This window comes from Protofrankia sp. CiP3 (assembly GCF_917627345.1).
Lineage (GTDB): Bacteria > Actinomycetota > Actinomycetes > Frankiales > Frankiaceae > Protofrankia.
Genome location: NZ_CAKJTM010000178.1, coordinates 1 through 5,784, shown reverse-complemented (window position 1 = coordinate 5,784; position 5,784 = coordinate 1). Strand labels below are relative to the sequence as shown.

Sequence of the window (5,784 nt, the reverse complement as noted above, 5' to 3'; positions counted from 1 at the left end):
GGCCCGAGCCGCCCGAGCCCGCAGCGCCCACCGCGCCCCGGCGCGGGGGCCGGCTGTCCCGGCGGCGGTCAGCCGCGCGTGCCCGCCGAACCGAGCCCAACCTGCTGCGGTACATCCCCGGTACGAGCCCGGTACACCGGTTGTGGGCAGGCACAAAAATAATCATGATGGCCGCGCTCGGGCTGCTCGTCGCGTTGCGGCCGTCGTGGCCCGTGATCGGTCTGGTCGCGGGATTCGTCGGGTTGTGCATGCTGGTCGCCCGGATCCCACCGGGTGCGGCGCCAAGGCTTCCCCGCTGGTTCTGGTACGGCCTGCTGATCGGCGCCGCGCTCACCATGCAGTCGCGCGAGGCACCGTTCGTGGCGGTCGCGGGAATGCGGGTGTCGCTCGGCGGAGTATTGGAATGGCTCCGGCTGACGTCGGTCTCCATGACCATGTTCGCCACCGCCGCGCTGCTCGGCTGGACGACGCCGCTGTCGGACGTCGCACCCGCGCTGGACCGGCTGATGACGCCCCTGCGCAGACTGCGGCTGCCGGTCGACGAATGGGTGGCGACGGTGGCGCTGGCCATCCGTTGTCTACCGCTGCTGGTGGAGGAAATCCGTACGCTGCTCGCGGTTCGCCGGCTACGCACGGCCAGCCGGCCGGCCCGGCCACGCCGGCCGGCGGCATTGGCGCGCCAGCTGCGTTACACGACCGAGCTGCTGTGCACCGCGATCGTCACCTGCCTGCGACGGGCCGCGGAAATGACCGAAGCAATCACCGCCCGGGGCGGGTTCGGTGCGGTTTCGCACCAGCCGGCGAGGCCCCGGCGCGCGGACGCCGCCGCGCTCGCGGCCATGGCGGGGCTCTTCGCCGCGGTGATACTGATCTGACCGGCCATCGCCCGGTCTGAGCCGTATCACCGAGACGGCCGCGGACCGGGCAAAAACGATCATATTGCCGCCGGTTCCCGCAGCCGGCGGCCCAGTTCAGGACGTCGGCGCGAGCGGGCGCCGCCAACGCTGTACCAGCGCGGAAACGAGCGCGACGGCGATCGCTCCCAGCACGTCCACGACAACACTGAGGATGACCTCGGACATCGTTGTTCTCCCTCCGCGCGGCCCTGGGACCGCGTGCGGCCCTGGGACGACGACACCCACGCCCAGAGGATTCGCTACGACGGTGAACAGCAGCCGAGCGGCCCGCGCCCGGCATCCGACATATCCCGAACAACTTCCGGCGGCAACCACTGAGAGCGCCCGAGGATAGGGCGTTCGATCGGTGAGCGGCTCATCCGCGCCCGGTCCGGCAAGGCGGCGGAGGAAGGCGCCCTGGTGGTGGGCGCCGACGGACGACAACGCGGCCGGGCGGGACGCGGGGAGCCGCGAGCCGGACAGTCCTGTCCTCGGGCGCTCCTAAGAGCGACCGGCAACACAGGACGCGGCATCGCGGGGCTAAGAGCGCCCGGCAATAGGGGCGTGGATCAAGGAGCGGGACTGGGGTGCGTGCATCGCGAGGCGGCGGAGGGAGCCACCCTGGTCCTTGGGTGGTGACCGACGACAACGCGGCGAGGTGCGTGCCCCAGCCCCGCGACGCCGCGCCCCTATTGCCGGTCGCGCTAAGGCACGCACCTGCGTCAACGCACCCATCCAGCGCCGTGCGATGCGCGGGTACCCGCTGGCAAGCTAGCCGAGAAAACCGTTGAGGCTGACCTCACGCGTTTCGGGATCCGCATAGGGGACCTCGGCAAGCAGATCCGTCAATGGCCGGGGACGGCCCGTGAGGAACCCCTGCGCGTAGTCCACTCCAAGATCGCGCAGTGCCAGTGCCAGTGATTCACGGTCGACGTTCTCGGCGATGGTGTACATACCGAGACAGCGCGCGACCCGTACCACCGCGTCCACCAGGACGGTGTCCGCTGGCGACGTATCCACCTGGCGCAGGAAATCGCCGTCGATCTTCACATTGGTGAAGGGGAGGTTGCGCAGGTAGACGAACGAGCCCACGCCTGCGCCGAAGTCGTCCAGGGTGAACCGGCAGCCCGCGTCGGTGAGGGTCTCGGCAAGCTGGCGTGTCGCGTCCAGGCTGACCACCGCGACGCTTTCGGCGATTTCAAGACCAAGCTGGGATGGATCGACCCGGGCCGCACGCAGCGTCCCCAGGACGAACTGGCCGAACTCAGGGTCCGCGACCGACCGGCCGGAGATGTTCACATGCAGGCGAAGCCGTTCCCGGCGAGCGGTGGCGGAAGCGAGCGCCGCCACCGCCTGGCGCAGTACCCAGCGGTCCAGCGCCAGCGTGAGGTCGCTGTGGGCGAGCGCGCTCATGAACTCGGCGGGGGCCAGCTCTGGCTGCCGGCCGTCGCGCAGCCGTAGCAGCAGTTCGTATCCCTGCACTTCGCGGGATGTCAGGTCAACGATGGGCTGCGCGTCCAACGCCATCAGCCCCCCGTCGAGCGCGTCGCGTACCCGCCGCACCAGCGAGATCCGCCGGTCGACGTGCTCGTAGCGCTCCGCCGCGAACAGCCGCGCGCGGCCACGGCCGGCATCCTTTGCCTCACGCAGGGCGAGGCCGGCACGAGCCAACGCGGTGTCGCTGTCGGTCGCGGACGACAGCGGCAGGACGCCGATACTGATCGTGACACGGATCGTGACACCGTCGACGATGATGGCGTGCCGCGCGACCTTCGCGCACAGAGTGTCCGCGACACCGAGTCCGTCCGGGCCGCCGGCGGACTCGAGAATCACCACGAACTCGTCGCCGCCGAGTCGCCCGAGAATCGATGTGGGCAGCGTCTCCGCCACGGTCTGGGCCAGGGCTCGCAGCACCGCGTCGCCGACGGCATGGCCACGCGCGTCATTGATGTCCCTGAAGTTGTCAATATTGATCAAGAGCAACGTCCCGGCCGGGGCACTCCCGTTCGGCGCGGCGTCGATCCGCTCGCTGCCCGCGCTGCCCGCGATCCGCTCGGCCAGCAGCCCGGTCACCGCCTGCCGGTTACGCAGCCCGGTGAGCGGGTCATGCGTGGTGAGCTGGGCGAGCTCGCGGCGCGCCCGGATCAGCTCGGTGACGTCATGCGCCGTACCCATGATCCGGATTGGCGTGCCCGCGTGATCGGTGAGGACGTCGCCGTGGCACTCGAGCACGCACTCGGTGGCCCGGTCGGCGAAGTACATACGGTGAGTGAATTCGAACGGGCTGACCTCGGCGATCGCCTGCTCCAGGACTCCTTCAACCTTCGTCACGTCGTCCGGATGTATCAGCGACCGGTAGGTGTCGTAGTCGAGATAGGTGTCCGTGGGGTAGCCGAACATGGCGAGAAGCTCGTCAGACCACGCCACCTCGTTGGTGACCAGGTCCCACTCCCAGATACCCGTCCGGGCGATCGTCTCGACATGGCGGAGCCAGCGTTCGCGCAGCCCCGCGACCTCCTCTTCATGGTGACGCGCGGTGTTGTCGACAATCTCGTAGAGAAGGTAGCCCTCGGCGCCGAACTGACCGCTCCAGTTGGGGTCACCGTCAGCAAACGCACGGCAACGGATCTCCAGCCAACGGCTGGTACCATCCGGCGCCTGCCAGGCAGCCGCGCGGGGCTCGTCGTCCGGGACGACCCGCGCCAACGGCAGCCCGGCCTCGGCCACGGCAAGGCGAGCCGCGACCAGGTCGACCGGGTCGACGGAACCAGGACCAGCGCGTCTGAACGCGCCGAGACCGGCCGGGCCCGGCGCCGCTGTCTCTGCCGGCACCGTCGCGGCGCCCGTCACGAGGGCGGACAGAGCCCGATTAGCCCAGACCACACGACTGTCGGACGTCACCACCAGCAGCCCGGTGGACACCACGTCAGCCACCAAGCCGACCACGCTCGCGACCAACGCACCTCCTCGCGCATGTCAGCCCCGTGCAGATCCCGGCCGTCACGCTACTTCCAGATCGCGTGCCGAGTGTAGTGGCAATCGGGTGAGCACAGAACGTTAGAGCCTGTCTCACGTCGTGGTTTCGGTCAGGGAACCGTGTCCAGGCGGCCCCTGGCAAGGCCGCGGGGCGAATCGATACCGGACGGTTTGTCTCTGTTCGTCCGAGAACGCGGCCAGGAGCCGCCTGGAGACGGGAGCCGGACAGCTGACTGTCGAAACACGCCCCAGTGCGTCCGCCGCGCGGCGCGGCGGGAGTATGCGGGTATGTCCACGGTCACGCGGATCGTTGTCGCGCCCAACGCCTTCAAAGGCACGCTGACCGCGAACGAGGCGGCCCACGCCATCGCTGACGGCGTCGGCGACGCCTGCCGGCACGCGGACATCCTCATGCGCCCGGTGGCCGATGGCGGCGACGGGACCGTGGCCGCGGCGCTCACCGCGGGCTTCACCCGCCATGAGGCCACCGTGTCCGGGCCGCTCGGGACCGCGGTGCGCGCGGCGTTCGCCGTTCGGCATGACGCCGCGGTGCTGGAGATGGCCGAGGCCTCCGGCCTGCGGTTCGTACCGCCGGGACGGCACGCGCCACTGACAGCGTCCACCATCGGTACCGGTGAGCTGGTGCGTGCGGCTCTGGACGCCGGAGCCCGGCGGTTGCTGCTCGGGGCGGGCGGGAGCGCGACGACCGACGGCGGCACCGGGATGCTGTCCGCACTCGGCGTCAGGTTCCTGGACCGGACCGGGCACATCCTGCCGCCCGGCGGCGCGGCCCTGCGTCATCTTTACATGATCGATGCTGGCGGCCTGGATCCACGGATCACCCAAGCCGAGATCACTGTCGCGGCTGACGTTGACAACCCGCTGCTCGGGCCGCACGGAGCGGCGGCGGTCTTCGGCCCGCAGAAGGGCGCGGGGCCGGCGGACGTGGCCGTCCTCGAGGACGGGCTGCGCACGCTCGTCGACCGGCTTGGCGCACGGCCTCGGGGTGTCCTGGGCCTGTCGGCGAGACCTGCCATGGTCGCCGCGAGCGCGGGCGCGGGCGCGGGCGGCGGTCTCGGCTTCGGCGCGATGGCTTTTCTGGGCGCACGGGTACAGGCCGGTGCCGAACTGCTGCTCGATCTCGCCGGCTTCGACGCGGCCCTGGACGGCGCCGATCTCGTGATCACCGGCGAAGGCGCGTTGGATGCTTCGACCATGCGGGGCAAAGCTCCGGCGGCCGTCGCGAGACATGCCCAGGCAGCCGGGGTCCCAGTGATCGCGGTCTGCGGGCAGGTGAACGTCAGTCCGAGTACCTGGCGGGAGGCCGGCTTCACAGCGGTCTTCAGCACCCAGCCGCTGCCCGCTGCCGCGGCCGCCCGCGGGATGACGGAAGCGCCCGCGTTGATCGGCCGGGCCGAGGCGGCCAGGGCCCTCCGACGCGCCAGCGCCGAAGCTGTTCGCCTCGTGCTCCCCTGACGCCTGTGCTGGGGACGTGTGCCCAGCACACCGCGCCCAGGTCACGCCAGGCCGCGGCGCGGCGCGCGCGCCCCGCCACTGGTCAGACATCCCATGTTCTTGGATGTCAAGCGGCGACTACTTCGGTGACATACTGCGGCCAGGCGGTTGCTTCGTTGTAGGCGCTGTGGGTCTTCAGACAGCCACGGAGGATGCCCACAAGGCGGTTGCCGAGCTGGCGGAGCGCGGCGTGGTGACCCGCCGCGGGCTCGGAAGGTGTCGTAGTAAGAGCGCCCGGCAATAGGGGTGTGGATCAAGGAGCGGGGCTGGGGTACGTAGATCGCGAGGCGGCGGAGGGAGCCACCCTGGTATTGGGTGGTGACCGACGACAACACAGCGAGGTGCGTGCCCCAGCCCCGCGACGCCGCGTCCCCTATTGCCGGGCGCTCTAAGCCGC

General features: G+C 70.5%; 3 protein-coding genes. 2 read left to right on the top strand and 1 reads right to left on the bottom strand.

Annotated features, from left to right (window positions below):
* Window positions 1–875: energy-coupling factor transporter transmembrane protein EcfT (locus tag MJ797_RS25595; protein ID WP_239342134.1), on the top strand; the 875-nt coding region annotated here is incomplete at its 5' end.
* A 792-nt stretch (window positions 876–1,667) separates the two neighbouring features.
* Here the strand turns inward: MJ797_RS25595 and MJ797_RS25590 are convergent.
* On the bottom strand, window positions 1,668–3,854 hold the full coding sequence (locus MJ797_RS25590) for a bifunctional diguanylate cyclase/phosphodiesterase (RefSeq protein ID WP_239342132.1): 2,187 nt from the start codon (window positions 3,852–3,854) through the stop codon (window positions 1,668–1,670).
* Between the two features lie 306 nt (window positions 3,855–4,160).
* Here MJ797_RS25590 and MJ797_RS25585 point away from each other — a divergent pair, with 306 nt between their 5' ends.
* On the top strand, window positions 4,161–5,348 hold the full coding sequence (locus MJ797_RS25585) for a glycerate kinase (protein ID WP_239342130.1): 1,188 nt from the start codon (window positions 4,161–4,163) through the stop codon (window positions 5,346–5,348).
* The last annotated feature ends 436 nt before the right edge of the window (window positions 5,349–5,784 follow it).

What these genes read in the sequence shown, in the direction of transcription:
- MJ797_RS25585 (WP_239342130.1), top strand. Translation starts at nt 4,161, where the DNA reads ATGTCCACGGTCACGCGGATCGTTGTCGCGCCCAACGCCTTCAAAGGC.